Here is a 25,332-nt window from a genome sequence, read left to right as displayed (position 1 = left end):
AAGGGCACTGAATCCCGCCATAATGGCCGGACATGTTTCAATGGCCGGGATAGAGGGCATATCGGCACATCATGAACCTGCGGCGGGACGGTGGAGCGGAGGGTCAGGCGGCGACAGTGACGGCGCGCATGCGCGCCGCGCAGCTCGATGCGCTCTACCGCGCCGCCCGGATCGGCATCCTTATGGAACCGCTGGTCTCGATCTGCCTGGCGGTGCTGATCTGGCCCGCTGCCGCCCAGCAGCAGATCGCGCTCTGGCTGGTGGCGGTCAACTGTCTGGTGGGCCTGCGCTTCGCCGCCATCCAGCGTGATCTGCGTGATGGCGGTGCCGACACGGAACCCGAACAACGCGCCCTGCCGATCCTGATGATCATCGCGGTCAGCGGTGTGATCTGGGGGCTGGCGCCGCTGGTGCTGGCGCCTGCCGCTGCCTCGATCGACATGGCCAAGGTATTGTTCGCCACCGCCGCGATCGGTGTGGCCGGCACGGTGATGATGTCCTGTCATCTGACGGCGGCTCTGGTCTGGCTGGGGGTGACATCAACGGCACTTGCCGGCGGGCTGATCATCGCCGGGCGGATGGATCTGCCGCTGCTGCTGGCGATCGCCGCATCGGCAGCCGTATTGGCGGTGGGTGCGCATTATCTGGCACGGTTGCTGGACGACGGGCTGCGCCTGCGGATCGAACTGGCCGATGCGGTGCAGGCTGCCCAGGCGGCCAACATCGCCAAATCCGATTTCCTCGCCAATACCAGCCATGAACTGCGCACGCCGCTGAATGCGATCATCGGTTTCTCGGAGATCCTGATGAACGATCGGCCGCGCAACGACGCCCAGATCGACGAGCAGATGGAATTCGCCCGGCTGATCAACGAAAGCGGCGTCCACCTGCTCGACATCGTCAACGACATTCTGGACCTGTCGAAGATCGAGGCCGGCGCCTACAACCTGGACGAAAGCGTCTTCACGCTGGAGAGCATCGTCCGGACCACGACCAATCTGATGCGCGGCCAGGCCGACAAGGCCGGGCTGAAACTGGTCAACATGCTGGCACCCGACCTGCCGGCGCTGCGCGGCGACCAGCGGGCGATGAAGCAGGTGCTGCTGAACCTGCTGTCGAACGCGGTCAAATTCACCCCGATCGGCGGCAGTGTCACGGTAGAGGCGCGGATTGCCGAGGAGGGCGGGTTGACGATCGCGGTGGTCGATACCGGCATCGGCATCGCGCCTGAAGACATCAACCGGGCGATGGAGGCCTTCGGACAGGTGGACAGTGCGCTCAACCGTCGCTATGCAGGCACCGGGCTGGGCCTGCCGCTGGTTCGGTCGCTGATCGAGATGCATGGCGGTCGCTTCCAGCTGATCAGCCGGGTGAACGAGGGAACCCGTGCCGAGATCGCCTGGCCGGCGGCGCGTGTGGTGGGTAGTGGCCGACGCGGCGGACCGCATTCGGGGATCAGCGACCAGGGCGCCGGCGGCCGGCTGAGCGGCGGTGCCGATCCGCGCGCCGGGGGACGCGGTGACAAGGGGCGTGGTGACAAGGGCCGGGGCGGCATGCCGACGGGCCCCAGCACGGTGATGGGCTGAAGACCATGTCGGGCAGCAGCACCTACCGATCCGACCCGAGGCCGGCTGGCGAGGCCGCGCGCCCCGGCACCGACGTCCCGGCCGGCAGCCTGCGCGGCATCATCCTGAACGGTTTCCGCCATATCGAGCCCAATCTCGTGCCGGTGTCGATCGCCGGTGCGGTGATGATGCCGGCCTATTGGATGGTCTGGACCTTCCTCTTTCCCCAGGCTTACGAGAATCTCGGCCTGCGCCTGGCCGGGTCGGTGCTGTGTCTGCTGCTTGCTTTCCGCCGACGCTGGCCGGCGCGGCTGCAGCCCTGGATCCCGGCTGTCTGGCTGGTGATGCTGGGCTATTGCCTGCCCTTCTTCTTCACCTTCATGACGGTGATGAACGGCGGTTCGGTCATCTGGCAGATGTCGACCCTGACGGCGCTGTTCCTTCTGGTGCTGCTGGTCGACTGGTTCAGCCTGATCATGCTGTTCCTGATCGGCACCGGGCTTGGGGTGGCGATGGCCCTGATCACCGGTCCGCCCGAACACGACGTGGCGATCTATGCCGAATACGCCCCGATCCTGGCCTTCGGCCTGCTGGGCGGCGCGATTTTCAACTACAACGCCGCCAATTCCCGGGCGGTGCGCGAACGGGCGCTCGCCGAAAGCGGCCGGGCCGCCGGGCGCATGGTGCAGACGCCGCTGATGAGCATCCGGACCTCGGCCCGTTCGCTGGAGACCTATCTGCCCGGGCTGGTGCGCAGCCATCGCATCGCCCGCGCTCAGGGCGTGCCGGTCGAGAGCTTCGACGACGCCCATCTGGAGGCACTGCTCCACGTACCCGCCCGGATCGACGACGACTGCGCCGAGGTCGCCCGTCGCCTCCAGGCTTTGGGAGATCCGACCGAACTTCGCCGTCGCAGCTGACGACCGGCGGAGAGGGCATTTTACACGGAACTCACTCAAACCGTGTTCGATCGCACAAGCATCGGCACGGCGGTACCATTATGATGAAGCCGCAGCTGCCCGATGGGCGGCGGTAAAATATCGCAACGGGGCAGGCATGATTTCGACGGCGTTTCTGGTGCTGCATGTGGGGGCGGGCGCCCTGGCGCTGGCGAGCGGCTTGACCCTGATGGTCCTGCCGGGCAAGGGCAATGACCGCCACCGACGGATCGGCCGGGTATTCGGCTGGTCGATGGCCGTATCGCTTGCCGCCTCGGTGGTGCTGGCGCTGGTGAACTTCTCGTCCTTCCTGCTCGCCATTGCCGGGTTTTCGGCCTATCTGCTCGCCGCCGGCTGGCGGGCCGCCCGCCGTCGCAAGGCGGAGCCGGGCATGGCCGACCGGCTGATCGCCGGGTTGATGCTGGGCCTGGCCCTGGTGATGATCGTCGCCGGCCTGACCGGTGCGGTGGGCGGGGCAGCCAATGTCGTCATGCCGGTCTTCGGCCTGATCGGCGGCGCGCTCGCCTGCCAGGACCTGATGGAGGTGAGCCGCGTCGGCCCGCCGCGCATCGCCCGTCACCTTTCGCGCATGATGGGCGCGCTGATCGGCACCATCACCGCCGCGCTGGTCGTCAACGGCCCGACCCTCGGCCTGCCCCCGATCGCCACCTGGCTGGTGCCGACGGTGCTGGTGGTGCCGGCGATCATCTGGTGGAACGTCCGGCTGCGGCGGGTGGCCGCCGGGCGGGGGTGATCCCGCCGGGCGGCCCCGATCGGCCTACGCGTTCCGCGGCGTGAACAGATGCGGCACGAAGCGGCTGCCGACCCCGGTGATCTCACCCGTATCCTCGCGCAGACCCATCGCCACGGCCTTGTCGCCGATGATCCAGACACCCGCCACCGCATGGCCGCCCGGGGCGGGGGCGAGCGGCGTGAAGGCCTGGTAGACCCAGCCCTCGTCGCCGGCGATGCGCGGGCCGGGGCTTGCCTGGCGTACCACGCTGTCGGCCGCCGGCATGCCGTCGGGGCCAAGCGTCACGATCTCGACGCCATCGCCTTCGCGGCCGGCGAGCGGCTTGGCCACCACCCGGTCGCCCGGGGCGAACAGGCCGGGGGCGAACCCCGCCTTCAGCAGCCCGGGATGGTCGGGCTCCAGTTCGTACATGAAGGCCAGGATGCCCTTGGAGAAGAGCTGCTTCCACAGCGGTTCGAACAGCACCAGCCGCCCGGTCTCCACCGCCTCGATCAGGGGCACGCCCCAGTCTTCGCGCAGCATCCATTCGACCGGGTACAGGCTGAACAGCGCCTCGATCGGCGTGCCGTCCGGGTCATAGAAGCGGCGGTCGCTCTCGTCGAAGGCGATGTCGCCGATCGCGACCAGCTTGGTGGCGAGTCCCGCTTCGGTGGCGATCGCCTGCAGATAGCCGGCCGTCGCCATGTCTTCGGCCACATCGCCCGCGGTGAAGTGGATCGGCCGCCCGGCCATGGCGGCCCCGCGCGCGGCCCAGGCCTCGACCAGTGCTTCGTGCAGGCGGTTGAACTGGTCGGCCTCGGGATGGGTCTCTTCCAGCCAGTGCCACTGGACCACCGCCGTCTCGTAAAGGCTGGTGGGGGTGGCGGCATTGTATTCCAGCAGCGCCGGCGCGCCCTCGCCGGTCCAGGCGATGTCGAGCCGGCCATAGACCGGGGCTTCCAGTGGGTCGCCCTCGCGGAAGCGGCGCCAGCTGTCGGCCACCGCCGCCACCGCATAGCCCGGAATGCCCAGCTCCGTCAGACGGTTCTGGGAAACGGCGCGATCGGCGGCGCGGATGGCGAGCGCATGGAAGGCGTCGGCCGCATCCTCGATCCGGTCGATCTCGTCTTCGGTGAACGCCCAATGGGCGGTCTCGTCCCAATAGACCGTGCCGTCGGGGGAGTGGAAGACGAAGCCCAGCTCCTCTTCCATCCGGCGGGCCCAGTCGGGGCGGGGCGGGTGGGTGACGCGGCGCATGGGGGATGTCTCCGTCAGCCGCCGAAGGAATAGCCGCGGGCGCCGGTCGAACCGAAGCCGCCTGAACGCCGGGCGGGCGACACCGTACCCGCAGGCTTCACCGGGTTGCTGACCGTGCTGCGCGCGACATTGGCCGAGCCCGCCCAGTTGGTCGGCCGGCCGTTGCGGAACACGTTCTCGCGCCGGGTCTGCCCGAAGCGGTCGGCACCGCTGTACATGTAGCCGTTGCGGTCGACATAAACCGGGCGGCCGTGAAAGCCCCCGCCGCCGCCCATCATCCGGCCGAGCATGAAGCCCGCGAAGGCCGGCATGAAGAAGCTGCCGCCCGACGAGGCCTGCTGCTGGGGCACCGGCTGGCAGCCATCGGCGCCGAAATCCTCTTCACAGGCGGCCAGGCTGTCGAACCGTGGCGCGGTCGCGATATGCGCCTCGCGGGCCTCGGCCTCGGCGGCGGCGCAGTCGGCGGCGGTCATCTCGGCGCTGCAGGCCTCGCTGGTGCCGTAGATCTTCACCTGTTCGGTGTCTTCGCCACAACCGGCGAGGGTGAGGGCGGTACCGGCGATGAGCAGGGTGGTCACGGCGCGGGAGCGACGCATCGGGGAGCAACCTCGTGCGTTGGGGGAGGATGAGCGAGAGATGGGGATCGTCGGGCCCTGAAACGAGGGCTTCAGGTTCAATAGGTCAGCGCCCCGGCATTCACCAGCCCGGTTGCGACCGATACACCGCCCAGCAGAATGCCATAGCCGAGGCGGTCGTCTTCGATACCGGCCGACAGATCGCCCAGCAGCCGGGCGACGATCAGATAGACCACCAGCTGGCTGATGCAGGCGATGGCGCCCCAAAGCGCCATGTCGAGGATCGAAACCGCCCCCGCCGCCACGGTGTTGAGCGCGATGGCCAGGCCGATGATCGTGCCGGAGAGCGAGATGGCCGCCGCCCGGTTGCCGGCGCGGATCAGCCGGATCTCGCGATAGGGCGTAATCGCCTGATAGATCGCCGTGAAGACGGCGATCAGCACCGCCATGGTGCCGAGGAAGCCCAGATAATCGGGCAGGGCGGCCAGGGTGTAGTCGAAGAACATATCGGTCGGCTGCATCGGCGCGTCCTTTTGCGGCCGGCCGGCGGGATCATGACCGCCGGCCCGTCGGGGGGCACCATAGCGCGGCCGCGGGGGTGGGACAATCGGGAGGGGGCCGCCCGCGCGATAGGTCTGGGATGGTCATGATTGTGGACGTTGATTGATCGTCTGGCTGAGGCGGGCGGTCTGGCGAACGAACCACGCGGTTTCGTCCGAGATCCACTCGATCAGCGTGATGATGTTGTCGTAGTCGGACACAGGGCCACGGTCAAAGATCGGTTTGTGGTGGGCGATCCGGTTTCTCAGAATTCGTAGTCGATCAGCACGTCTATGGACATCTCTCAGCGTGATATTTTGAGGCTTGTTCGGGAAGGAGATGGAAAATAAATGGGCCAAAGACTTCCCCGGTAGTTCGTGGTCAGCGTGTGGAGCCAGAATCCGAATGACAGCGCCGATATAATGTGGTCAGGTGTCGTTCGGTCGCGGTGAAGTTGCCTTTCCGTCTCGCCGGCTCTGTTTAATTCTTCAGACAGACGCATAGGAAGGGTGCAGAGAAAAGCACCGTTATGCGGCCACCCTGCTCCGTAGCGTGTTTCAAGTGCTCTGCATATGGCGTTTCGAAGCGCAACTTCCGCAAACTGGACCGGCATATAGAGCGCCTCGCAGAGGCTGATATTCCAGACGCACAGACGAAGTGCCAGATTCCTGTCGCCTTGTGCGGCAGCCATATAGCGACCGAGGCGGGCGGGAGATATCGCGGCCTCGATGGACGAGAGCGTTGCAGGCATGCAAGAGAACGGCGGTTGCAATCTGCCCTCCCCATCGCTAACTTCTGATCATGTGCTGTGGGGATCGTTCCGGGAAACCGGACCCTCATGGACAAAGATCATGAGGCCGGGCCTTCAGGGGCGCCGGCCTCTTCTTTTTCCGGGCAGGGCCCGGGTTTTTCCGGCAGGTTTCAGGCCCGTCAGACGTGCTGCCCGCCATTGATGTGGATTTCCGCGCCGTTGATATAGGACGCGTCTGGCGAGCACAGGAACATGATCGTGCGGGCGACTTCCTTGGGGTCGCCCAGGCGCTGCATCGGGATCTGGGTGCGGACGATGTCTTCGGTGCCGGGGGAGAGGATCGAGGTGTCGATCTCGCCCGGGGCGATCGCGTTTACCCGCACACCGAAGCGGCCGAAATCGAAGGCCTGTTCGCGGGTCAGCGTGGCCAGAGCCGCCTTGGAGCAGGCATAGGCGACGCCCGCGAAGGGGTGCACGCGTGAGCCGGCGATCGAGGTGACGTTGACGATGGTGCCGCCGGTGGCCTTCAGTTCCGGCAGCAGGTTGCGTGAGAGCAGTGCCGCCGAGAACAGGTTGACGTTGAACACCGCCGCCCAGGTGGCGTAGTCGGTATCGGCCACGCCCATCCGCGCGCCGCCCGCCCGCTTGGGCGAGATGGCGGCGTTGTTGACCAGCGCGTTCAGCCCGCCGCCGCCCAGGCGGCGGCGCACCTCGGCCGCGATCGCCTCGAAGGCCTCGGGGTCGGCCAGGTCGCCCTGGATGTGGTTTTCCCGCCCGCCCGGCCAGGGGCATTCGGGATCGAAGGGCGCGCGCGAGAGGGTGAGCACCCGCCAGCCATGCTGGTAGAACAGTTTCACCGTGGCATGACCGATGCCCCGGCTGGCGCCGGTCAGCAGCATGGTCTTGCGGGTGGCGGGCGATTCCTGGTCCTGCATCTCAAACCTGCCGCTGTTTCGACGTCCGGAACCGGACCCTGGGGGGCTTTCGCCAGATGGGGCGGAAGCCCGGTGATTCAACCCGTGCCGCCGACGCTTTGCAATCGAGAACCATCCGCGCATGATCGGACGGCATTCACCCCGCGACTGGAGGCCCGTGCCCCATGGAGATCGATCTGCGTCCGTTGGAAGAGACGGTGACCGCCCCGGCGCCCGACGATGCCGGACTGGTGTTCATCGGCCGGATCCGCACCCCCTGGACCGGCCGGGGCCAGTGTCCGCGCCAGGGCCGGGCGGGGGAGGGCCCCCTCTGCCGGGTGGAGATCGACCCGCTCTGGGCGCCGGCGCTGGCAGGGCTGGGGGATTTCGCACGGCTGGAACTGCTCTACTGGCTCGACCGGGCAAGGCGGGATCTGGTGGTGCAGAACCCCGGCCATAGCGGCGCGACGCGGGGCACCTTCTCGATCCGCTCCCCCAACCGCCCCAACCCGATCGGCACCGCCGAGGTGACGCTGGAGGGGCAGGAGGGCTGCACGCTGCTGGTCCGCGGCCTGGACTGTCTGGACGGCACGCCGCTGCTGGACGTCAAGCCGGCCCGCCGCCAGCTGGCGGAGATCGACGAGACCGGGACGGCCGGGGGGCCGCGCCATTGTGTGAAGGGCTGATGGCGTGGCTGCGGCTCAACCCATTGCGCGGATCCGCGCGATCCGGTCGTCGATCGAGGGATGGGTGGAGAACAGCCCGGCCCGGCGGCGCCGGCGGCCGCTTTCGCCGGGCCCGTCGAGCGGGTTGACGATCCAGAGCGCTTCGAGCGCCCGGGCGGAGGTGGGCGCATCGCGGCCGGTTGCGGCCGCCGCTTCGTCGAGCCGCATCAGCGCCCCGATCATCGCCTTGGGATTGCGGGTGAGCTTCACCGCCGTGGCATCGGCCAGATATTCGCGCTGGCGTGACAGCGCGAACTGCATCGCCTGCGCCGCGAAGGGCGCCAGGATCGCGACCACCATCAGCAGCAGGGCCACCAGCGCCAGGGCATTGCCGCCATTGCGGTCGCTGCCGCGGCGGGAGCCGCCGCCGAAATAGGCCATGTTCCGCGCCATCGCCGCCACGATCACGATCAGCCCGACCATCACCGACACCACGACCATATAGCGGCTGTCGCCATTGGCGAGATGGCCGGTTTCATGCGCCACCACCGCCTGCAGCTCGTCGCGGCTGAGCCGGTTCAGAAGCCCGCGGGTGACCGCGATCGTGCCCTTTTCGGGCGTGAGCCCGGCGGCGAAGGCATTGGGCATGTCGGTCTCGATCACCATCACCCGCGGCTTGGGCAGGCCGGCGGCGATGGCCATTTCCTCGACAACGTTGTGCAGCCGGCGATCGGCGATCGGGTCGGCCTCGCGGGCGCCGGCGATGCCGAGCGCCATGCGATCACCGGTTGTGAGTGCCAACGTGGACCAGAGCCCGCCCGCCATCGCCATCACCGCCGCCCCCACCGCGCCGCCGCCCGAGAGCAGCACAGCGAGCAGGCCGGCACCTTCGGGCACATAGGGCGGGGCCACCCACCAGCCGACCAGGTAGCCGAGCGCCATGCCGAACAGGGTTAGCCCCAGGCAGATCGCCAGGCTTTTGCGGCGGTTGGCGCGGATGGCGCCGGTGAAATCGGTGCGGTCGATACGGATGCCCTCGACCGGTTCCGGCCGGTCTTCCGCCTCGCGTATCGGATCCGGGACGGGATCGGTGGCCGGATCCGTCTGCGGGGTCGTGTCGGCGCCGGTGTTCCATGGGCCCCGGCGCGCCCAGGGGGAGACCTGCCTCTGCCAGGGCCGCCAGCCTTTGCCGCGGGCCATGGGATCAGCGCAGCGACACGGTCGGCACCGCCGTCTCGGCGGCATCGACCTGGAAGAATTCCTCGGTCCGGAAGCCGAACATGCCGGCGATCAGGTTCGAGGGGAACATCTGCACCCGGTCGTTATAGGACTGGATGCTGTCGTTGTAATGCTGGCGGGCGAAGGCGATGCGGTTTTCGGTGGAGCGCAGCTCTTCGGTCAGCTCCGACACATGGGTGCCCGAGCGGATCTCGGGATAGGCCTCGACCACGGCGAGCAGCCGGCCGAGCCCGGCGCCCAGTTCGCGTTCCGCCGCCAGCGCCTGGGCGCGATCGGCGGCACTGCCACCCTGTTCCGCCCGCTGGGTTGCGGCGACCGCCTTGCCGCGCGCGGCGACCACGGCTTCCAGGGTCTCGCGCTCAAACGCCATGGCATCGCGCACCGCGGCGACCAGGTTCGGCACCAGATCATGCCGGCGCTTCAGCTGCACCGAGATCTGGGCAAAGGCATTGCGCACCCCGTTCCGCCGCCCGACCAGGCCGTTATAGGTGGCGATGGCATAAAGCGCCACCAGCACCACGATGCCGAGGATGATCCAGATTTCCATCCGCCTGCGCCTTCTCTCGTCTGCGCCAGAACCGCCGCCCAGACTATGCCGCCGCGCGGCGGCGGGCAATTGCCGCGGGTGGATGACACATGATGATCATGCCGCAGCCGGCGCGCCGCCTCACTTCTCCGGCCACGGCATGATCGGCACGGTGGAGATGGCGTTCTTGGGCGAGCCGTCGACCAGTTCGTCGGAATAGGTCAGGTAGACCAGGGTGTTGTTGGGCTCGTCGTAGAAGCGGACGACCTGGAGGCGCTTGAACAGCCAGGAGCGGCTTTCGCGGAAGACGTCTTCGCCCTCTTTCAGCTTTTCGCGGATGGTGATCGGGCCGACCTGGCGGCAGGCGATCGAGGCGTCGGAGGTGTCTTCGGCCAGGCCCACGGCGCCCTTCAGCCCGCCGGTCTTGGCGCGGCTGACATGGCAGACCACGCCGTCGACCTTGGGGTCGCGGAAGCTGTCGATGCAGATCTTGTTGTTGGGGCCGATCAGCTTGAAGGTGGTGCTGACGCAGCCGACTTCTTCGGCCTTGGCCGGCGCGGGCGCGAGGGCCAGCGTGGCGCCGATCAGGCAGGCGGCGCCGGCGAGGCCGGCGAGGGGCAGCGAGCGGGACATGGGGATGCGGGCCTTCCGGAGGAGGGGCGGGACGTTCCCGATCCTGCCCCGAACCTCCCCCTCTGGTCCAGGCCCCGCCACCCGGGGCTATTGCGCGGTCCAGCCGCCGTCGATGACGAGCGCCGTGCCGGTGGCATAGGACGACCGGTCCGATGCCAGGAACACCACCGCATCGGCGATCTCGCGCGGCTCCCCCAGCCGCCGCATCGGCGTCACCGCCGTCATCCGCCGGTCAAAGCGGTCGCCGCCCAGCGTGTCGGCGATCTGCCCGGTCATCGGCGTGCGGACATAGCCGGGATGGACCGAATTCACCCGGATCGCATAGCCCAGATGCGCGCATTCCAGCGCCGCGCATTTGGTCAGCATGTGCACCCCGGCCTTGCTGGCATTATAGGCGCCGGTGATCGGCATGCCGATCATGGCGGCGACGGACGAGATGTTGACCATGGCGCCACCCCGGTCCTTCATCGCCCGGATGCCGTGCTTCACCCCCAGGAACACGCCGTCGAGATTGACCGTCATCACCCGCCGCCATTCGGCCAGGCTGGTGTCTTCCAGCCGGCAGAGTTCCGGCAGCACGCCGGCATTGTTGACCAGCACGGTCATCGGGCCGAAACGGTCGGCCACGGCCGCCGTCGCCACTTCCCAGCCGGCTTCGTCGGTCACGTCCTGGGGCAGGGCGGCCACCCGGCCCGGATGGTCTTCGGCCAGCTCTGCCGCCAGACGGTCGAGCCGGGCGGCGTCGAGATCGGTGAGCATCACCTGCGCGCCCTCGTCGAGCATGGCGCGGGCGGTGGCGGCGCCGATGCCCGAGGCGGCACCGGTGAGGAGGGCGATCTTGCCGTCGAGCAGGGTGGTCACCGGCAGGCTTCCTCTCCGACAGGGTCTTCCAGGGCGGTTGCCAGGGTATGGCCACCATGCCCGGCGGGGCGGAGCACATAGCCCTGGCGGGGCAGATGGACCATTACTTCGCCGACGGCGGGATGGATGCGGCGCAGGCTGATCCGGCCGGCATCGGCGCGGATCAGCTCGCCGGTCACCGGCTCGGTCACATAGCCTTCGGGCCGCACCTCGACCAGGCTGCCCGGCGCCGGCGCTGCCCCGTCGGCCGAGGCGAGCAGCGGATCCGGATAGGCGGCGGCGGCGGCATCCAGCGCCTGTTCGGCCGTGAACGGGCTTTCCCGGCCATGGCCGAGGGCTGCCACCCGCCCCATCCAGGCGCGGATGGCGGGGTAGAGGTCGAGCGCGGTGCCGCAGCGGATCGGCAGGGCGTCGAGGAACCAGAGGCCGTGATAGACCGCAAGATCGGCCAGGCCCGGCCGTCTGCCGCCCAGCAGGAAATCGCGGCCGTCGCCCAGCATCTGGTCCACCCGGCGGATCTCGCCCAGCGCCTGGCCCAGGCTGTCGCGCGCCACCTGCTGCAGCCGGGCCAGCGACGGCTCGGGCTTGCCGCGCAACGCCGCCCGATCGGCATTCAGTCCCGGCTCCGTGCGTTCGGCATTGACCCCGCTGATATAGCGGGCGAGCGGCCAGAACAGGTCGCGCTCCGCCCAGGCCTCCACCACCCCGGCCAGGCCCTGTTCGGCCAGGCTGGCGAAGAGCGGCGGCGTCGGAAAGCGGCGCTCCAGCTCGCGGGCGATCAGCCGGGTGTCGCAATAGATGTCGGCACCGATCTGCATCACGGGCGTGAAGCGATAGCCGCCGGTCAGCGGCATCAGCTTGGGCTTGGGATTGATCGCCGGCACGATCACCGACCGCCAGTCCAGCCCCTTCAGCCCGAAGATCAGCCGGATCTTCTCGGAAAAGGGCGAATAGTCGTAATGGTGCAGGATGATCGTGCTCATGCGGCACTCTCCCCGACGACATCGCGGGCGACGGGGGGCGCGGTTTCGGCCTGAAGCTGCGCCTCCAGCGTCTTGCGCTGGACCTTGCCGCTGGTGCTGCGCGGGAAGTCGTCGCGCGAGGCGACGAAACGGATCTCGCGCGGGCATTTATAGGTGGCGAGCCCCGCCCGGCACCAGGCGGTCAGCTCCGCCGCCGTCACCGGGGGGGCCTCGTCCGCCAGGGCCACGAAGGCGACCGGAACCTCGCCCCAGCGCTGGTCGGGGCGGCGCACGACCACCGCCTCGCCCACGGCGGGATGGGTCATCAGCACTCGCTCGATCTCGACCGGATAGATGTTCTCGGCCCCCGATTTGATCATGTATTTGGCGCGGTCGACGAAATCGAGCCGGCCGTCGGGGCGCTCCACGAACATGTCGCCCATATGGAACCAGCCGCCGCGGAAGTCTTTGGCATTCGTCGCGGCCGCATTCCAGTAGCCGCTGAAGACCGAGGGGCCGCGCACGGCGATCTCGCCCGCTGTGCCGGGGGGCACGTCGCGGTCGTCCTCGTCGACCAGCCGCCAGAGATGCAGGCTGTTCGGGGCCTTGGCGAGGTCGGCGGGCGCCTCGCCCGGTGCGAAGCGGGTGCCGGCGGCCGGCAGCATGCCGGTTTCGGTGGAGCCGAAACTGTTCCAGTAGGGCGCTTCCAGCACGCCCGAAATCTCGGCGATCAGTGCCGGGGGCACCAGATCGGCCAGCGCGCCCACCATCTCGATCCGTGCCGGCCGCCAGTCGGGCCGGGCGGCCCGGCGGCTGCGGATCTCGGCCGCCACCCGCTCGATCATGCCCGGGATCAGCACCAGCCACCAATGCGGCCCGGTCTCGACCAGATCGACCAGCCGCGGGATGTCGGCCCCGTCGACCACCACCACCCGGCCGCCGGTCATCAGCACATGCATCGCATGCTCGATCGAGACCATGTGGAACATCGGCGCCCAGGCGACGAACATATGCTCGGGCCTGAGCCCGAGTTCCCGCCGGCTGAGGGTGAACCGGGCCATCTCGGCCCGGGCGCTGATCATGGCGCCCTTGGGCAGGCCGGTGGTGCCGCTGGTGTAAAGGATCAGCAGCCCGTCTTCCTGACGGGCTTCGGCCTCGGCTTCGGCGCCCGGGATCGGGCCTGCCTCTTCGGCGCTGAGCGCCGCTTCCCAGTCCGGGCCGAACACCAGCGGGTCGAGGCCGAGCCGGCGCGCGGTGTCGCGGAACCGGGGCGAGGCGATCACCAGCCGCGGGGCCACCAGATGGACGCAATGGCTGAGCTCACCATCCGATAACCGCCAGTTGAGGGCGGCAAGGATGATGCCGGTGCGCGCGGCGGCGAAGGCCAGCACCACATAATCCAACCGGTTTTCCGCCAGCACCGCCATGCGGTCGCCGCGGCCCAGCCCGCGCGCCGTCAGCAGACGGGCGGTGCGGTTCACCCGCGCATCCAGCCCGGCATAGTCCAGAACCAGGCCCTCGCCCTCGATCGCCGGCCGGTCGGGAAAGCGCGCCGCGATCTCCGCCAGATGCCCGCCGGGTGTGCCAGGCAGCACCTCATGCGTTTTTGCTCCGGCATCCCGGATTGCCTGTGATATATCAAGATCGTCTACAGGTTGGGTATCGGGACGCGGATCGACGGTCATCTGGGCTCTCCGTCCGGCGGGGGCGACCGGGATGGTCGATACGGGTGCGGACGTCATTCACCCGATGATGGCCCCTTTAAGAAATGAGTATGGACTCATTGTTTATCCACTGGCAAGTGCGTGCATGGCGGTGCATGCTCGCAGGAGGATATGTCCGGACCGGAGCCCCCAGCCTTGGCCTATCGACAGACGCCCGAGACCCGCCGCCGCCTTGCCGAGCGGCGGATGATGATCCTGAAGGCGACCCGAGAGCTGATCGCCGAGGTCGGTTTCCGGGGTGTGCGCAGCCGGCTGGTGGCCGAGAAGGCCGGGATATCGGAAGGCACGATCTACCGCTATTTCCCGACCATGACCGCGCTTTATGCCGAGGTCTTCCGGACGGCAGCCTTGCGCGAACTGGCCGCCTCGGTCGAGGCGGCGGACCGGCCGGGCCCGCATGGCGAGCGGCTGGCGGCCGCCGTGCAGGTGCATGTTGAACGCGCGCTGCGCCGGCCGCGTCTGGCCCATGCCCTGCTGGCCGAGCCGGTCTCGCCCGAGATCGAGGCGGTGCGCCTGGACTGCCGCCACCGCTTCCATCTGCTGTTTTCCGAGATCCTGCAGGACGGCATCGCCGCGGGTGAATTCATCCCCTTCGACACCGAGCTTGCCGCCGCCTGCATCACCGGCGCGCTGGACGAGGCGATCATCTGGCCCTTCGCCAAGGTGGCGGATGATGCGCGCGACAAGCCGGTGCTGGTCGATTTCATGGTCGGGTTCTGCATGGCCGGGCTCGACCGGTTCCGGACGGCGGGGCCGGGGGGGTACGCCGCCCCGCCTGACGGGTCAGCCGCCGCTGCGGCGCAGCTGCCGCTGGCAGGCCTCCACGAAGGCGCGAAGCTTGGGGTCGCTGCGGCTGGCCCGGGGATAGCACAGGAACAGGGCGTCGCGGGCGGGCATGAAGGCATCCAGCACCGTTTCCAGCCGTCCGGCGGCAAGATCCTCCGCCAGCATCAGCTCCGACCCGTAGACCAGCCCCAGCCCCTGCAGGGCGAAGGTGCGGACCAGCTTTGTGTCGTTGGTGACGATGTCCCCCGGCGGGTCGACCGACAGTGCCTGGGCGGTGCCGTCGGGGCCGGGGCGTTCGAATTCCCAGCGATAGATCCGCCGGCTGCGGGCCAGGCGGAAGCGGATGCAGTCGTGGCGGGCAATGTCTTCCGGCACCTCGGGCCGGCCACGCCGGGCCAGATAGTCGGGAGAAGCCGCCACCAGCCAGCGGAAGGGGCGCGAGACCCTGACCGCGATCATGTCGCGGTCGATGAATTCGCCGATCGCGATATGGGCGTCGTAGCGCCCGGCGATCTGGTCTTCCAGCCCGTCATCGATGGTGATGTCCACCGTGACCCCGGGGCAGGCGGCGCGGAAGGCCGGGATCAGCGGGTGGATCACCGTTTCCACCGCCATCCGGTGGGCGAGCAGGCGAAGCGTGCCCGAGGGTTCGGCCGTCATCCGGCGCAGGCCGTCGATGGTGCCGGTGATGGCGTCGGCCGCGGGGCCCAGCCGCCCGAGCAGGGTTTCCCCCGCCTCGGTGAGCGAAATCCGCCGGGTGGTGCGATGGAAGAGCGGCAGGCCCAGCCGCCGTTCCAGCCCCTGAAGCGCCTGGCTGACCGCCCCCGGCGTGACGCCAAGCTCGGCAGCTGCCCCGCGGATGCTGCCGCGCCGGGCGATGGCCAGAAATTCATGCAGCCCGTCGAAGGGGTCGCCGTTCGCCATGGATGTTTGGTCCGGATCGCAGGAGCGGGGGTGATGGATCGCACCGCCATTGTTCAGTCATACTATACACGGCGTGACCGATCCGGGCGGTTATCCGATGCAGTCCCCCGTGCCATATCGGGCCTTGTCGACAACGACAGCGATCGAATGGGGAAAGCGATGCGCTACAACACCCTTGGCGGCACGGGCCTGCTCGTGTCGGAACTCTGCCTCGGTACCATGACCTTCGGCGGCCGCGGCGGCTTCTGGACCCAGATCGGCAGGCTCGATCAGGCGGGCGCAGATGCGATCCTCGCCCGGGCGCTGGATCGGGGCGTCAATTTCATTGACACCGCCGATGTCTATTCCGGCGGTCTGTCGGAAGAGATCACCGGCCATGCCATGCGCAATTCCGGCCGGCCGCGCACCGACATGGTGCTGGCGACCAAGGTGCTGGGGCAGGTGGGCGACGGGCCCAATGACCGCGGCGCCTCGCGCGGGCATATCATGGATGCGGTCAAGGCCAGCCTGCGCCGGCTGGGTACCGACTATATCGACCTCTACCAGATCCACGGCGTCGATCCGGTGACGCCGATCGAAGAGACGGTGCGGGCGCTCGACGACCTTGTCCGCCAGGGCCATGTGCGCTATGTCGGCGTGTCCAACTGGTCCGCCTGGCGGATCATGAAGGCGCTGGGCATCGCCGACCGGGGCGGCTACAGCCGTTTTGCCACGCTCCAGGCCTATTACACCATCGCCGGCCGCGATCTCGAACGCGAGCTGGTGCCGCTGATCGAGGCCGAAAAGCTGGGTCTGATGGTGTGGAGCCCGCTGGCGGGCGGCCTCTTGTCGGGCAAGTACGACCGTGACGGCAACGGCCCCGAGGGGTCGCGCCGGGCGACGTTCGACTTCCCGCCGGTGAACCGCGACCGTGCCTTCGACTGCATCGACGTGATGCGCGAGATCGCGGCGGCGCGGGGCGTGTCGGTGGCGCGGATCGCGCTCGCCTGGCTGCTGCATCAGCGGTCGGTGATGTCGGTGATCATCGGTGCCAATACGGTGGAGCAGCTGGACGACAACCTGGCCGCGACCGAGGTCGAGCTGTCGACCGAGGATCTGGCGCGGCTGGATGCGGTGAGTGCGCTTCCGCCCGAATATCCGGGCTGGATGCTGGAACGCCAGGGGACCGGACGCGCGGCCTCCCGGCGGCGGGGAGACGATCGGTGAGCGAGGCTGCGGCCACCTCTGAACCATCCGTGTCGCGAGGGCCCTCCGGGGCCCTCGTGGCGCTTTTTGCCGTGGCGACCGGTGCGCTGGTCGCCAATCTCTATTACGCCCAGCCGATGGTGGCGGCGATCGGCGCGGATCTGGGGCTCGATCCCGATCTTGCCGGCTCGCTGACCGGCATCACCCAGATCGGCTATGGCGTGGGTCTGTTCCTGCTGGTCTCGGCCGCGGATCTGGTCGAAAACCGCCGGCTGGTGCTGGCGACGCTGGTGCTGACCACGCTGGGCCTGGTCGGCATCGCGATGTCGACCGAGGCGATGCCGCTCTTCGCCTTCTGCTTCATGGTGGGCCTCTGTGCCACCGGCGCCCAGGTTCTGGTGCCGTTCATCGCGAGACTCGCGCCCGATGAACGCCGCGGCCAGGTGGTCGGCACGGTGATGGCCGGGCTGTTGACCGGGATCATGCTGGCGCGGCCGGCTGCCCTGTTCATTGCCGGCAGCTTCGGCTGGCGGGCGGTGTTCTGGGCCTCGGCCGCGCTGATGCTTGTGGTGGGCGCCGCCCTCTGGCGGATGATGCCGGCCTGGCAGCCGGGGCGGAGCCGCAGCGGATCGGGGCTTGTCGCCTATCTTCGCATCCTGGGATCCATGCCCGGCCTGCTGCGCCGCCTGCCGGCGGTGCGCCGGCGGGCCGCTTATCAGGCGTTGATGTTCGCGGCCTTCAACCTGTTCTGGACCACGGCGCCGATCATGCTGGCAGAGCGTTTCGGCCTCAGCATCCACCAGATCGGCCTGTTCGCGCTGGCGGGTGCCGGCGGCGCGCTGGTCGCCCCGGTCGCGGGCCGGCTGGCCGATCGCGGCTACAGTCGGGTGCAGACCGGGGTGGCGATGGTGCTGGTGGTGGTCTCGTTCCTCGTCTCGGGCGTGGCGGTTTCGGCCGGCTCGATCATCGCCATGGCGGTGCTGGCGGTGGTGCTGGACGCGGCCATCCAGGCCAATCAGATCACCGGCCAGCGGATCATCTTTTCAACCGCGCCCGAGATCCGCGGCCGGGTCAATGCCATCTATATGACGATCATGTTCTTTGCCGGTGCCTCGGGCGCCGCCCTCGGCACGGTGATCTATCATGCCGGCGGCTGGGTGGGCGTGGTCGTGGCCGGTGCCGGGCTGGGCCTTGCCATGCTCCTGATCTATGCGACCGAATTCCGGCGCGGCCGGGCAGGCTGAGCGCGGGGGCGGGGCCTGACGGCGAGGTGCAGCCCGACGATCCCGAGCCCGGCCATCGCCACCACCGCGGCGGGGCGCGGGAAGACATCGGGCATCAGATTGGCCGCCACCACACGCCCGGGATCCAGGCTGGTGCCGAAGGCGAACCAGGCCGCTTCGATCCCGACGGTCAGAAGCCCCGCGGCCAGGGCGAGGCCGACAAGGCCCGGCCCCCCCCGCACCCAGCCGGGGCGCCGGGCATCGGCCAGCCGCCAGAGCGCGGCCCAGCCCAGAATGCCGGCCAGAATGGTCGCCTCCCCCGGCTCCAGCCGGGTCTGCATGAAAAAGTGCAGGGCGCCGAGCAGGGCGGCGGCATAGACCGCCTTGTGCAGCCGCTTCCAGGCACGCCCCCCCAGCCGTTTCGCCATGCCGTCGGTAGAGGTGGCGAGCAGAGCCGCCAGGATCAGCACGGCCACGAAGCCGATGGTGAGATAGGTTCTGAGCCAGATCTCCGACGCGATCCGCGCGACATCCAGCTTCATCCAGACGAGATAGAGCCCGAAATGGGTGAGCGTGTAGAGCCCGGCCGCGACCCCGATCATCCGCCGGAGCTGGCCGATCTTCGGCCGGCCGAGTGAGAGTTTGAGCGGTGTGACCAGCAGCGACAGGGTCAGCAGCCGCACGGCCCAGAGCCCCGCCAGCAGCAGGGTCTCCTTGACCTGGGGCACGCTGAGCCCGGCTTCGTCGATGCCGCCGGCCGGCCCGCCCGGCCCCAGCAGTCCCCGATCCGGCAGCCCCTGAAGCCCGATGCCGGGGCCTGGCTGCTGCGGCATGTCCGGTGCGGCTGCGACCAGGGTCCAGATCATCCACACGCCCGGCAGCAGCAGCAGGCCGAAGACCAGCGCCTTCATCGGCGAGAAGCGGCCGCGGGGGTCGTTCCAGGGCAGGGCAGGCGTGCGGGCTGAGGACATCTGGCGGGTCTCTGAGGCGGATGGGGCTTCCCCACAGATGTCGGCAGATCGGCCGGCGGGGCAAGCCGGAAGCCGCTCGCGGCGGGTCACGTTCCTGTGAGAGCCGGCCCGGCAGAGACGGGGCCTCGCGCAAATAATGAATTTTTACGACGCATATCGACTCAACGGTTCAATCCATGGTGGAATCTCCTCCTGCCGGCGAAGCACCGGCGCCCCTGCCACGCCAGGAGAGGAGATGTGTGTCATGGACGTTCATGCCATCGGTAAGATCGCCGGCGATCTGCCCCTGTTGACCATCGGCCCCGATACCAGGCCGGAAGACGCCATGGCGGCGATGCGGCCGCTGGCCGCGGCCAATGGCTGCATGGCCTATCTGCTGCGCTATGCCGGCCAGGTGCCGTGGGAGCGCCACCCCCATGACGAGCAGGTCCAGGTGCTGGACGGCGCCATCCAGCTGACCCTGCTGCACGACAGCGGTCCGGAAACCGTGAAGATCGAGGCGGGCGGCTTCGTGGTCATCCCCGCCGGCATCTGGCACCACCCGGCCCCGGCCCCCGAGGCCACCACCTTCGCGGTCACCTCCATGGCCGGCACCGAACACTCCGTCGCCCAGGACCCCCGCGCCACCTGAGCGACGTCGGGTACCGGACCGAGTACTCAGGCCGTTCCCATAGAGCTGCACCAGCCATCTTAGATGGCTGGTGCAAGCCGCCATTGCGGCGGCGGCCAAGGGCGCGGCAGCGCCCGCCCGGCGAGGGGCTAACAGACTCGGCGGCGGCCAAGGCCACGGGAGTGGCCGCCCGGCGAGGGGCTAAAACAACCTCTCCCTCCCTCTACGTATACAGCAACCGCCCCGGCCGCATGCTGTCGGCCAGGGCCCGGGCGACGGTGTCCTCTTCGCCCGGATGGAGGCCGGCGATGCCGACACGCACGCCGGGGCCGCTGCGCAGGCGGAAGATTTCCCCGGCCTGGATGGACCAGCCGCGGGCGAGCATGCCCTGGACGACCTCGGCTTCGCGCTGGACGGGCACCCAGACATGCAGGCCCGATCGGCCGAGGGCGATGACGCCGTGATCGGCCAGCCTTGCGGCCAGGGCCTCGCGCCGGGCCCCATAGGAACGGGCGGCCCGCTCGATCACCTGGTCGGTACCGGGGGCTGTCCACAGCCTGAGCACCAGGCGCTGGATGATATGGCTCACCCAGCGCGGGCCCAGCGCCTGCTGATCCTGCATGCGGGCGATGGTCATCGGGTCGCCGGCGACGATGGCAAGGCGCAGATCCGGGCCCAGGAATTTCGACACCGAGCGGATCACCGTCCAGGGGCGGGCGGCCATGCGGGCGGGGGCGAGGGTCTGGGCCGGCACGCCCGAGACGGCGCTCGCGTGATCATCCTCGATCACCAGCACCTCGGGATGGCGGTCGAGCAGGGCGCGCAGCCTGGCGGCCCGTTCGGCGCCGAGACAGGCGCCGGTCGGGTTCTGGGCGCGGGGGGTGGTTACCACCGCGCGCACCCCGGCGGCGAGGGCGGCATCCAGCGCTTCGGGCAGCACGCCGTCTTCGTCCAGGGCCATCGGCACGGGCCTGAGGCCCAGGGAACGCACCAGCAGCAGGGCCGAGACATAGCCCGGATCCTCGATCGCGATCGGATCTCCCGGCCGCAGATGGGCGCGCAATGCCCGTTCCAGCCCGTCCATGGCGCCCGAGACGATGGCGATGCGGCCGGCCTGCAGACCATCGGCGCGGAACACCCGCTGGGCATGGGCGACCAGTTCGGGATCGTCCTCCACCATCTCGTAGCCACCGGGCGGCAGGTCGAGCCGGGCGAGGAAGGGGGCGAGATCGGGCAGCAGCGACGCGTCGACATTGCCCGAGGCGAGGTCGCGGACATCGGCCGGTATCTCGCTGCGGTAAATCTCGACCGAGGGCGGCGCGGCCACGCGGGAGCCCTGGCGGCCGTTTCCGGTGACGAGACCGGCTTCACGCAGACGGGCGTACGCGGCAGTCACGGTGTTGCGATTGACGCCCAGCCGTTCGGCCACGTCGCGCACCGAGGGCAGCTGCTCGCCGGGGGAGACCTGGCCGCTGCGGATCGCCCGCTCGACGCTGGCGGCGATCTCTGCCGCCGATCTGCCGGTGACGAAATGCATCGGGTGAGGGACTCCGGTGAGTGGGGCATGGGTCCGGATCGGACCGAGTGTCTCGGACATTTATGGCGTCATCCGCTTTCGGGGGCAATCGGCGAGCCGGTCCCGACTGCCGCGACAGGGACGCGGGGAGAGGGCCGGCAGGTGTGGCGTGTCGCGGCAGGCGGAACCAGGCTGCCCGGGTCGTGCATTTCGGGCGAACGTCGTGGTTGCAGTGCGGCGAGGAAGAGGCTAGATATATCGGCACATGCCAAATGAGATATTGGCATGTGTCATTAATCGGAGGCAACGATGCTGAAGACCGCCGTCGCCATTCGCCACCTCGCCTTCGAGGATCTGGGCTGCTTCGGGCCGGTCCTGGAACGCGCCGGCTACAAGGTCCACTACTACGATGCCGGTGTGGACGAGCTCTGGACCCTGGATCCCCTGACCACCGGGCTGATCGTGGTGCTCGGCGGGCCGATCGGTGCCTATGAGGAGGAGAAATATCCCTTCCTCACCGAAGAGCTGCAGCTGATCGAGCGGCGCCTGGCCAGTGGCAAGCCGATCTTCGGCGTCTGCCTTGGCGCGCAGCTGATGGCGCGGGTGCTGGGGGCGAAAGTCTATCCGGGCCCTGCCAAGGAAATCGGCTTTTCGGAGCTGACGCTGACTGACGCCGGCCGCCGGTCCTGCCTGAACGTGTTTGAGGGCGGGCCGGTGCTGCACTGGCACGGGGATCGCTTCGACCTGCCCGAGGGGGCGGAGGCGCTCGCCTCCACGGAAATCTGCCCGGTGCAGGCCTTCTCTTATGGTGCCAATGCCTTCGGTGCCCAGTTCCACCCGGAAGCGGGCGGCGAGGGCTTCGAGCGCTGGCTGATCGGCCACACCATCGAGCTTGGCGCCGCCGGCGTCGACGTGCCGCGGCTGCGCGCCGACAACGAGCACTGGGGCCCGATCCTGAAGCCGCGCGCCGAAGCCTGCCTCGAGACCTGGCTGCGCAATCTCGACGCGTAGGCTGTTAGTCCCTCGCCGGGCGGGCGAGTCTGTCAGTCCCTCGCCGGGCGGCCACTACCGTGGCCTTGGCCGCCGCCTCAATGGCGGCTTGCTCCCGCACGGGGGGCGTGCGGGAGCGGGAGTCTGCCCGGCTCTCGCCGGGCGGCCACTACCGTGGCCTTGGCCGCCGCCTCAATGGCGGCTTGCTCCCGCACGGGGGGCGTGCGGGAGCGGGAGTCTGTTTGGCTCTCGCCGGGCGGCCACTACCGTGGCCTTGGCCGCCGCCTCAATGGCGGAGGTTTGTTAGTCCCTCGCCGGGCGGGGGCTGCCGCCCCCTTGGCCGCCGCCTCAATGGCGGCTTGCACCAGCCACTCCGGGTGGCTGGTGCGGGTCGCGTTCTGCTGTCGTCGTCGCTTCTTTCCCCCCACCGCTGCCTTCGGAAATCGCCACCATGCTGAAGACTGCGCCTGTTTCCGTTCCCGATCGCGATGCGCCGCTTGCCGCCATCGATCCCGATCTCGCCCGCGCCATCCGCGCCGAGGAACGCCGTCAGCAGAGCCAGATCGAGCTGATCGCCTCGGAAAACCTGGTCAGCCGCGCGGTTCGCGAGGCCCAGGGGTCGGTGCTGACCAACAAATATGCCGAGGGCTATCCCGGCCGGCGCTATTACGGCGGCTGCGATCCGGTCGATCAGGCCGAGACGCTGGCGATCGACCGGGTTCGCCGGCTGTTCGGCGCCGCCTATGCCAATGTCCAGCCGCATTCCGGTGCCAATGCCAATCTGGCGGTGCTGTTTGCCCTGCTGGAGCCGGGCGATACGGTGATGGGGCTGGATCTCGCCTGCGGCGGGCATCTGACCCATGGCTCGCCGGTCAGCCTGTCCGGGCGCTGGTTCAAGGCGGTCACCTACAAGGTGCGCGCCGATGACGAGACCATCGACTGGGACCAGATGGCGGCAGAAGCCCGGCGGACCCGGCCGCGGCTGATCTTCGTGGGCGGCTCGGCCTATCCCCGGACGATCGATTTCGCCCGCGCCCGCGCGATCGCCGACGAGGTCGGCGCCTGGCTGATGGCCGATATCGCCCATTATGCCGGGCTGATCGCCTGCGGCCTCTATCCCGATCCGGTGCCGCATGCCCATGTGGTGACCTCCACCACCCACAAGACCCTGCGCGGCCCGCGCGGCGGCATCATCCTGACCAACGATCCGGATATCGCGCGGCGCATCGACAAGGCGGTGTTCCCCGGCGTCCAGGGCGGGCCGCTGATGCATGTCATCGCTGCCAAGGCCGTCGCCTTCCACGAGGCCCTGCAGCCCGACTATCGCGCCTATATCCACGACGTCGTCGGCAATGCCGCAGCGCTTGCCCGCACGCTGGATGCAGGCGGCCTGCGGCTGGTGACCGGCGGCACCGATTGCCATCTGGTGCTGGTCGATCTCAGACCCTTCGCGCTGACCGGCAAAGCCGCGGTCGAGGCGATGGAAGAGGTGGGGCTGACCGCCAACAAGAACGCCGTGCCCTTCGACACCGCCACGCCCATGGTGACCTCGGGCATTCGTCTGGGCAGCCCGGCCTGCACCACCCGCGGCTTCGGGCCGGCCGAGTTCGAAACCGTGGGCCGGCTGATCCTGCAGGTTCTGGGGGCGCTGCGCGACAATGGCGGGCTGGATGCCGCGACCGCAGCCGCGGTCCGCGCCGAAGTCGATGCCCTTTGCGCCCGTTTCCCGCTGCCGGCGGCCTGATACCGCTTTTTTCAGCACCCGTCTGTCGTCCACTCCCACGTTGCGGGGGATCGAGCCTCACCCGCGACGCCACTGGAGCCGCCCGGCGACAACCGGGCGGCTTTTTTCATGACAGTTATGTGAAACCGCAACCATGGCGTGTTGCACTAAGCCAGATCACCTGACCTATGCAGCTGAGTTGAAAAGAAAACGATCCCAATCAGACATGAAAATTTCTCAGGATTCTTTTACCAATGGTTGTGTTTGGGCTGGACAGAATAAAGTCAGATCGCTAGTTTATGGCACAGGCCGTTACTAATAATGACATAGGCCAAAAAATGAGATGCGGGCCGCCATGGACCCGCGCCAGCACCAAGGAGAACGGCCCGCCGCGCGACCCCGCCGGACGAGACGCCGTCGTTCGAAGATCGACCGAGAGAGATGGATGCCGCCACCCGCTTTGAGCCACGGGTGCGCGGACCAGTGACCCTGTCCCTTCGCACATGTTTTCGGAGAGCCCTGTCATGACGACGATGAGCGCCCCCGCCATCGCCCCCGGCGGCACTGACGCCGCGCATCAGCACGAGCAGTCGGAAGTCAAGGCGCTGCTGCAGCGCATCGGCGACGGCTGGATCAAGCGCGCCAAGGTGCGCCGCGATGCGGTCGATCTCGCCTTCGATCCGGCCCGGCCGGACTTCCTCGAAGAGCTGCTGCCCTTCCACGCCCACCCGCTCTACCAGCGGCTGGCGCCCGAGCTGAAGTCGAAGATCCTGTCGGCCGGCTGGATCATCTACAATGAGAAGACCGTCGCCATCGAAAGCGCGATCGTCTCGCCCTCCTGCTATGACGCGCTGGACGGCCGCATCCCCGGCCTGACCGACGAGACCAGCCGCCAGATCGTCTGCGAAACCCTGGTCGACGAAGCCTATCACCTGCTGCTGGTCGCCAATGCCAACCGGCTGACCCGCGCACAGCGGGGCCTGGAAGACCTGAAGATCCCCGGCTTCAACCTGGTCACCATGATGAACCGCGAAAAGGCTGTCCAGTCGGAAGACTGGCAGAAGATTCTGGTGCATCTGGCAACCTCGGTCGTCTCCGAGATCTTCGTCAGCGACTATCTGCATCAGCTCTCGGATTGCACCGAGATCCAGCCGATGAACATGGCGACCGTGGCCGCCCATCGCCATGACGAGCTGGCGCATTCGAAGATCTTCACCCTGATGACCAAGACCTTCTACCCGGCGCTGAGCCCGCGCGAGCAGGCCTTCTTCGCCAGCGTGCTGCCCAAGCCGATCGAATGGTTCGCCGATCTCGAACTCGACATCTGGTCGTCGGTGCTGGAGCAGCTGCGTGTGCCGGGTGCCGCGACCATCGTCGCGGACTGCCGCCCGCTGAATGCCGCCGCCCGCGAGCGGCTGGACTATACCGGCATCGTCGGCCTGTCGCACGAGGTGGGCATTCTCTCGACCGATGCCGGCCGCAACAGCTTCACGGCTATGGGTATTGCGATCTGACGCCGGG

The 25,332-nt window shown here is 68.7% G+C and carries 23 protein-coding genes and 1 pseudogene; 11 read left to right on the top strand and 13 right to left on the bottom strand.

Features of this window, described 5'->3' with window-relative positions:
- The first annotated feature begins 71 nt into the window (after positions 1-71).
- The 3 genes from TMO_RS29995 (at position 72) to TMO_RS25290 (ending at position 3,257) form a co-directional block, all read left to right on the top strand.
- Entirely contained in the window at positions 72-1,586 is a 1,515-nt protein-coding gene (locus TMO_RS29995; RefSeq protein WP_014747901.1) for a sensor histidine kinase, read from the top strand.
- Positions 1,587-1,591: 5 nt separating this feature from the next.
- A complete protein-coding gene (locus TMO_RS25295; protein ID WP_014747900.1) occupies positions 1,592-2,485 on the top strand; it encodes a hypothetical protein in 894 nt (297 codons plus the stop codon).
- Between the two features lie 136 nt (positions 2,486-2,621).
- Positions 2,622-3,257, top strand: coding sequence for a hypothetical protein (locus tag TMO_RS25290; protein WP_014747899.1), 636 nt, complete (start codon positions 2,622-2,624; stop codon positions 3,255-3,257).
- Between the two features lie 24 nt (positions 3,258-3,281).
- Here TMO_RS25290 and TMO_RS25285 read toward each other — a convergent pair whose 3' ends face one another.
- The 4 genes from TMO_RS25285 to TMO_RS25270 all read right to left on the bottom strand — a co-directional run bounded on the left by TMO_RS25285 (position 3,282) and on the right by TMO_RS25270 (position 7,294).
- Positions 3,282-4,493, bottom strand: coding sequence for a glutathionylspermidine synthase family protein (locus TMO_RS25285; protein WP_014747898.1), 1,212 nt, complete (start codon positions 4,491-4,493; stop codon positions 3,282-3,284).
- A gap of 14 nt (positions 4,494-4,507) precedes the next feature.
- On the bottom strand, positions 4,508-5,089 hold the full coding sequence (locus TMO_RS29990) for a DUF1190 domain-containing protein (protein ID WP_014747897.1): 582 nt from the start codon (positions 5,087-5,089) through the stop codon (positions 4,508-4,510).
- Between the two features lie 77 nt (positions 5,090-5,166).
- Complete coding sequence (locus TMO_RS25275) at positions 5,167-5,589, bottom strand: DUF350 domain-containing protein (protein WP_014747896.1); 423 nt, start codon at positions 5,587-5,589, stop codon at positions 5,167-5,169.
- A 949-nt stretch (positions 5,590-6,538) separates the two neighbouring features.
- Positions 6,539-7,294 (bottom strand): SDR family NAD(P)-dependent oxidoreductase, encoded by a 756-nt coding sequence (locus TMO_RS25270; protein ID WP_014747894.1) that lies wholly within the window; start codon positions 7,292-7,294, stop codon positions 6,539-6,541.
- 164 nt (positions 7,295-7,458) lie between these two features.
- Here TMO_RS25270 and TMO_RS25265 point away from each other — a divergent pair, with 164 nt between their 5' ends.
- Positions 7,459-7,959, top strand: coding sequence for an SAM-dependent methyltransferase (locus TMO_RS25265; RefSeq protein ID WP_014747893.1), 501 nt, complete (start codon positions 7,459-7,461; stop codon positions 7,957-7,959).
- Between the two features lie 15 nt (positions 7,960-7,974).
- On the opposite strand, the gene TMO_RS25260 is transcribed toward TMO_RS25265, so the two are convergent.
- The 6 genes from TMO_RS25260 to TMO_RS25235 form a co-directional block, all read right to left on the bottom strand.
- On the bottom strand, positions 7,975-9,138 hold the full coding sequence (locus TMO_RS25260) for a M48 family metallopeptidase (protein WP_014747892.1): 1,164 nt from the start codon (positions 9,136-9,138) through the stop codon (positions 7,975-7,977).
- Between the two features lie 4 nt (positions 9,139-9,142).
- On the bottom strand, positions 9,143-9,724 hold the full coding sequence (locus tag TMO_RS25255; RefSeq protein WP_014747891.1) for a LemA family protein: 582 nt from the start codon (positions 9,722-9,724) through the stop codon (positions 9,143-9,145).
- A gap of 120 nt (positions 9,725-9,844) precedes the next feature.
- Positions 9,845-10,336, bottom strand: a complete 492-nt coding sequence (locus tag TMO_RS25250) for a CreA family protein (RefSeq protein ID WP_014747890.1) — start codon at positions 10,334-10,336, stop codon at positions 9,845-9,847.
- A gap of 87 nt (positions 10,337-10,423) precedes the next feature.
- Entirely contained in the window at positions 10,424-11,197 is a 774-nt protein-coding gene (locus TMO_RS25245; RefSeq protein ID WP_014747889.1) for a glucose 1-dehydrogenase, read from the bottom strand.
- The gene (locus TMO_RS25240) at positions 11,194-12,180 is read right to left on the bottom strand and encodes a glutathione S-transferase family protein (RefSeq protein WP_014747888.1); all 987 of its coding nucleotides are present in this window, start codon (positions 12,178-12,180) and stop codon (positions 11,194-11,196) included. Before TMO_RS25240 ends, TMO_RS25245 begins: the two co-directional genes overlap by 4 nt.
- Positions 12,177-13,754 (bottom strand): class I adenylate-forming enzyme family protein, encoded by a 1,578-nt coding sequence (locus tag TMO_RS25235; RefSeq protein WP_187297893.1) that lies wholly within the window; start codon positions 13,752-13,754, stop codon positions 12,177-12,179. Before TMO_RS25235 ends, TMO_RS25240 begins: the two co-directional genes overlap by 4 nt.
- 240 nt (positions 13,755-13,994) lie before the next feature.
- Between TMO_RS25235 and TMO_RS32980 the strand changes: the two are divergent.
- Positions 13,995-14,474: pseudogene (locus tag TMO_RS32980) on the top strand (TetR/AcrR family transcriptional regulator); the annotation flags it as partial.
- 192 nt (positions 14,475-14,666) lie between these two features.
- Here the strand turns inward: TMO_RS32980 and TMO_RS25225 are convergent.
- Positions 14,667-15,593, bottom strand: coding sequence for a LysR family transcriptional regulator (locus tag TMO_RS25225; RefSeq protein ID WP_014747886.1), 927 nt, complete (start codon positions 15,591-15,593; stop codon positions 14,667-14,669).
- Positions 15,594-15,752: 159 nt separating this feature from the next.
- On the opposite strand from TMO_RS25225, the gene TMO_RS25220 reads away from it, so the two are divergent.
- A complete protein-coding gene (locus TMO_RS25220) occupies positions 15,753-16,799 on the top strand; it encodes an aldo/keto reductase (protein ID WP_014747885.1) in 1,047 nt (348 codons plus the stop codon).
- Between the two features lie 56 nt (positions 16,800-16,855).
- On the top strand, positions 16,856-18,022 hold the full coding sequence (locus TMO_RS25215) for an MFS transporter (protein WP_014747884.1): 1,167 nt from the start codon (positions 16,856-16,858) through the stop codon (positions 18,020-18,022).
- Here the strand turns inward: TMO_RS25215 and TMO_RS25210 are convergent.
- Positions 17,986-18,972 carry a sulfite oxidase heme-binding subunit YedZ gene (locus TMO_RS25210; RefSeq protein ID WP_014747883.1) on the bottom strand — a complete coding sequence of 329 codons (987 nt, stop codon included), beginning with the start codon at positions 18,970-18,972 and terminating at the stop codon, positions 17,986-17,988. The genes TMO_RS25215 and TMO_RS25210 overlap by 37 nt on opposite strands.
- 244 nt (positions 18,973-19,216) lie before the next feature.
- Between TMO_RS25210 and TMO_RS25205 the strand changes: the two genes are divergently transcribed.
- Positions 19,217-19,603: a cupin domain-containing protein gene (locus TMO_RS25205; RefSeq protein ID WP_014747882.1), complete on the top strand. Its 387-nt coding sequence runs from the start codon at positions 19,217-19,219 to the stop codon at positions 19,601-19,603.
- Positions 19,604-19,805: 202 nt separating this feature from the next.
- Here TMO_RS25205 and TMO_RS25200 read toward each other — a convergent pair whose 3' ends face one another.
- Positions 19,806-21,119, bottom strand: coding sequence for an aminotransferase class I/II-fold pyridoxal phosphate-dependent enzyme (locus tag TMO_RS25200; RefSeq protein WP_014747881.1), 1,314 nt, complete (start codon positions 21,117-21,119; stop codon positions 19,806-19,808).
- A gap of 288 nt (positions 21,120-21,407) precedes the next feature.
- On the opposite strand from TMO_RS25200, the gene TMO_RS25195 reads away from it, so the two are divergent.
- The 3 genes from TMO_RS25195 to TMO_RS25185 all read left to right on the top strand — a co-directional run bounded on the left by TMO_RS25195 (position 21,408) and on the right by TMO_RS25185 (position 25,325).
- Positions 21,408-22,109 carry a glutamine amidotransferase gene (locus TMO_RS25195; RefSeq protein ID WP_014747880.1) on the top strand — a complete coding sequence of 234 codons (702 nt, stop codon included), beginning with the start codon at positions 21,408-21,410 and terminating at the stop codon, positions 22,107-22,109.
- A gap of 430 nt (positions 22,110-22,539) precedes the next feature.
- Entirely contained in the window at positions 22,540-23,832 is a 1,293-nt protein-coding gene (gene glyA, locus TMO_RS25190) for a serine hydroxymethyltransferase (RefSeq protein ID WP_014747879.1), read from the top strand.
- A gap of 503 nt (positions 23,833-24,335) precedes the next feature.
- Positions 24,336-25,325: an AurF N-oxygenase family protein gene (locus TMO_RS25185; protein WP_014747878.1), complete on the top strand. Its 990-nt coding sequence runs from the start codon at positions 24,336-24,338 to the stop codon at positions 25,323-25,325.
- The last annotated feature ends 7 nt before the right edge of the window (positions 25,326-25,332 follow it).

It is taken from the genome of Tistrella mobilis KA081020-065 (assembly GCF_000264455.2).
Lineage (GTDB): Bacteria > Pseudomonadota > Alphaproteobacteria > Tistrellales > Tistrellaceae > Tistrella > Tistrella mobilis.
Note: the sequence above shows the minus strand (reverse complement) of the source record. Positions and strands in the feature narration are given on the sequence as shown.

What these genes read in the sequence shown, in the direction of transcription:
- TMO_RS25290 (WP_014747899.1), top strand. Translation starts at nt 2,622, where the DNA reads ATGATTTCGACGGCGTTTCTGGTGCTGCATGTGGGGGCGGGCGCCCTG.
- TMO_RS25225 (WP_014747886.1), bottom strand. Translation starts at nt 15,593, where the DNA reads ATGGCGAACGGCGACCCCTTCGACGGGCTGCATGAATTTCTGGCCATC.
- TMO_RS25285 (WP_014747898.1), bottom strand. Translation starts at nt 4,493, where the DNA reads ATGCGCCGCGTCACCCACCCGCCCCGCCCCGACTGGGCCCGCCGGATG.
- TMO_RS25195 (WP_014747880.1), top strand. Translation starts at nt 21,408, where the DNA reads ATGCTGAAGACCGCCGTCGCCATTCGCCACCTCGCCTTCGAGGATCTG.
- TMO_RS25265 (WP_014747893.1), top strand. Translation starts at nt 7,459, where the DNA reads ATGGAGATCGATCTGCGTCCGTTGGAAGAGACGGTGACCGCCCCGGCG.
- TMO_RS25205 (WP_014747882.1), top strand. Translation starts at nt 19,217, where the DNA reads ATGGACGTTCATGCCATCGGTAAGATCGCCGGCGATCTGCCCCTGTTG.
- TMO_RS25270 (WP_014747894.1), bottom strand. Translation starts at nt 7,294, where the DNA reads ATGCAGGACCAGGAATCGCCCGCCACCCGCAAGACCATGCTGCTGACC.
- TMO_RS25220 (WP_014747885.1), top strand. Translation starts at nt 15,753, where the DNA reads ATGCGCTACAACACCCTTGGCGGCACGGGCCTGCTCGTGTCGGAACTC.
- TMO_RS25210 (WP_014747883.1), bottom strand. Translation starts at nt 18,972, where the DNA reads ATGTCCTCAGCCCGCACGCCTGCCCTGCCCTGGAACGACCCCCGCGGC.
- TMO_RS25275 (WP_014747896.1), bottom strand. Translation starts at nt 5,589, where the DNA reads ATGCAGCCGACCGATATGTTCTTCGACTACACCCTGGCCGCCCTGCCC.
- TMO_RS25295 (WP_014747900.1), top strand. Translation starts at nt 1,592, where the DNA reads ATGTCGGGCAGCAGCACCTACCGATCCGACCCGAGGCCGGCTGGCGAG.
- TMO_RS25185 (WP_014747878.1), top strand. Translation starts at nt 24,336, where the DNA reads ATGACGACGATGAGCGCCCCCGCCATCGCCCCCGGCGGCACTGACGCC.
- TMO_RS25255 (WP_014747891.1), bottom strand. Translation starts at nt 9,724, where the DNA reads ATGGAAATCTGGATCATCCTCGGCATCGTGGTGCTGGTGGCGCTTTAT.
- TMO_RS25240 (WP_014747888.1), bottom strand. Translation starts at nt 12,180, where the DNA reads ATGAGCACGATCATCCTGCACCATTACGACTATTCGCCCTTTTCCGAG.
- glyA (WP_014747879.1), top strand. Translation starts at nt 22,540, where the DNA reads ATGCTGAAGACTGCGCCTGTTTCCGTTCCCGATCGCGATGCGCCGCTT.
- TMO_RS29990 (WP_014747897.1), bottom strand. Translation starts at nt 5,089, where the DNA reads ATGCGTCGCTCCCGCGCCGTGACCACCCTGCTCATCGCCGGTACCGCC.
- TMO_RS25200 (WP_014747881.1), bottom strand. Translation starts at nt 21,119, where the DNA reads ATGCATTTCGTCACCGGCAGATCGGCGGCAGAGATCGCCGCCAGCGTC.
- TMO_RS25260 (WP_014747892.1), bottom strand. Translation starts at nt 9,138, where the DNA reads ATGGCCCGCGGCAAAGGCTGGCGGCCCTGGCAGAGGCAGGTCTCCCCC.
- TMO_RS25250 (WP_014747890.1), bottom strand. Translation starts at nt 10,336, where the DNA reads ATGTCCCGCTCGCTGCCCCTCGCCGGCCTCGCCGGCGCCGCCTGCCTG.
- TMO_RS29995 (WP_014747901.1), top strand. Translation starts at nt 72, where the DNA reads ATGAACCTGCGGCGGGACGGTGGAGCGGAGGGTCAGGCGGCGACAGTG.